Origin of the sequence: Pseudovibrio axinellae (genome assembly GCF_900110875.1) — a bacterium.
Classification (GTDB): Bacteria; Pseudomonadota; Alphaproteobacteria; order Rhizobiales; family Stappiaceae; genus Pseudovibrio; species Pseudovibrio axinellae.
In genome coordinates this window covers 1-2606 of the sequence record NZ_FOFM01000068.1, presented here as the reverse complement: position 1 = coordinate 2606, position 2606 = coordinate 1, and the positions used below count along the sequence as shown (strand labels likewise).

The window sequence follows — 2606 nt, the reverse complement described above, 5'->3', positions numbered from 1 at the left end:
CGCAACATCAAAACCCAGAGAGCAGAGGCAAAAATTGGCGTCAACGCTCTCAACATCATGAACGCCCTCGGACGTCCTACGTTCGAGAAGGTCTCATGAAACCAAATGTGTGGGTTTGGGGAAACCTCAGCTCAGTTCTGACCCATGCAACACCGCCAGTTAATGAGCGCTTTTGTGAGAAGCGAGCAGGCGGTTGGAGGCGTTGGATAAGCTCTGAGATAAATCCACCAAACTAGTTCTTGACATCAAAATTAACGAAAATAATATGACTGACACGTCAGTCATATTAGGTAAACTCATGTCTCGCTCCAATAAACTCACTTCCCGTGATCGTCTTGTCCGCGCTGCAATAGAAGTGTTTGGCACCCGTGGGTATCACTCAACAAGGGTGTCAGACCTTGTAAGTCATGCGGGTGTGGCTCATGGCACCTTCTATCTTTACTTTGATAATAAGGAAGCAATCTTCCTGTATCTCATCGATGATTTTTTCACCCGCCTGCGCAATCAGACACTGGACCGCTTTCCCGGCTCGGCTGTGGCAGACACTGGTGACCTCAAGGCTCAGCTTTTCGAAATGTGGCGTTCAATCCTTGGGCACTGCCGGCGTGAACCTTTGTTGACAGTGCTTGTTTTGCGTGAGTCCTATGCGGTCTCGCCGGACGCACGAACACGCGTTGAGGAAAGATTTGCCCAAATAGTTGGCTCTATCGAGACCTACCTGAAGGAGTTAACGGAGCTTGGGCTGATCCGTCGAAGCATGACTAACGCGTCTGCATGGGGAGTTCTGGGGCTTATCGAGCGGGCTATCCATTATGCAGTCGTGGTCAATCCTGATGTTGAAGTTGATACGCTGGCACACGAGTTCCTCCAGATTGAATTGAACGGTTTGCTCGGAGATCCAGCGGAGTCTGGGACTGCGTGACCATAAGCTGACAAGAACGCGAAGATACTGCCCAAGATAGGGAGAGAATAAGCGACCTTTGGGGTGTCTTACAATGATAATCCCACCGCAGTATCGCAGTGACCTGTAGGTAGCCTTCTTGTTGACCCGATACTTAATGAGGGCTGATCGCTTAACATTACCAAAGCAAGGCCCCTCCGCCTGACTAGTAACAAGCGGGTACTGCAAGTCTACAAACAAAAAGGCTTTTTGCTGCTGACCCAGCGAACCAAAGAATTTTTTTAAGACCTAATATTAGTTATATGAAAGGCAAATTGAAATGTCATCGAAACACCTAAACGTGCCGGAGAAACGTGGTAAAATACTGATCGTGGGTGGCTATGGTCAGGTGGGATATATGATTGCCGAGAGATTAGCTCCTGAATTTCCAGGGCGCATCGTTCTTGCTGGACGAAACCTCGACAAGGCAAAAATTGCGGCTGGTACGGTCGGACACAACGCGGAAGGACGCGCCGTTGATATCATCGCAATGGATGTTGGCGATGTCCTTGATGACATTGAGCTCGTTCTTGTCTGTCTCGACCAGACCAAGATAGGTTTTGTTGAGCAGTGCCTTTCCCGTGGCATTCACTATGTAGATATCAGTGCCGAGCACGATTTTCAGTCTCAGGTGGAAGCGCTCGACGATCTGGCTAAGCGCAATGATGCCAGAGCGCTGCTCAGTGTTGGTACTGCGCCGGGGCTCACTAATCTTCTTTCTGCTCGGGCTCGCGATCAAATGGTGCGATTGGATCGTATCGACATTCTTCTGCACTTCGGTCTTGGTGATGTCCATGGTCAGGCAGCTGTAGAATGGATGTTCAACAATATCGATACCACCTATAATGTGCAGGATAATGGCCGTGCCCGGCAGGTGCGGAGCTTTGGAGACAGCATTGCTCTTGGTCTGCCAGATGGCAAACAAGAGCGTTCTGCCTACCGATTTAACTTCTCCGACCAACATGTGATCGGGAGAACCCTTGATGTTCCTTCGGTGTCAACCTGGGTACAGTTTGATGATCGCCTCACCACATGGCTCTTTGCGGTTTCATCCAGAGTTGGTCTCGGTCGCTTATTGCTACGTCCGTTCTGGCGCAAACTCGCAGTCTGGCTTTTCATGAATGTCCATATTGGATCAGATATCTGCGGTGTAGCTGTGCGAGCACGCGGGCAGGCTAAAGAGGGTGCGGAAGAGATTACACTTGGAGTAATTGGCCGCAACGAAGCGAAAATGACGGCTATTATTGCAGCTGAAATGACGCGGCAGATATTGACGATGAACCATAAGGCAGGCGTTTTTCATAGCGAGCAAATTATTGAGGTCGATCCTGTCATCGCAGAATTGAACAGTGAATTTGCCGATTTGATCGTGTCTATTTAGGGCCGTGTTGCAGACGTTGTTGCAGGGATCGCGATTTGAAGCGAATTTACTGAAGTTCAGCCAACATTTCAGATTTTTATGCCGTATAAATTCAATGCCTCACGTAGCGATAAATTTGTCAAACCTGGTTTCCGCGGGTGTTATCAAGTTAACTTTGGCTCCAGCTCTGATTGCTAGTTGGTCAATATGACTTGGTAATCCCCCCATTTATGGAGGAGTTTGGTAATAGAGCTATGCCGCCATTTTTAGTTTTGTTGCGGGCGTAATGCCACCGATGGCCATGTT

The 2606-nt window shown here is 49.0% G+C and carries 2 protein-coding genes; both read left to right on the top strand.

The features are described 5' to 3' along the window. The first annotated feature begins 265 nt into the window (after positions 1 to 265). Positions 266 to 922 carry a TetR/AcrR family transcriptional regulator gene (locus BMZ51_RS23460; protein ID WP_068009924.1) on the top strand — a complete coding sequence of 219 codons (657 nt, stop codon included), beginning with the start codon at positions 266 to 268 and terminating at the stop codon, positions 920 to 922. A 298-nt stretch (positions 923 to 1220) separates the two neighbouring features. Next, positions 1221 to 2321, top strand: coding sequence for a saccharopine dehydrogenase family protein (locus BMZ51_RS23455; RefSeq protein WP_068009927.1), 1101 nt, complete (start codon positions 1221 to 1223; stop codon positions 2319 to 2321). Positions 2322 to 2606 lie beyond the last annotated feature (285 nt).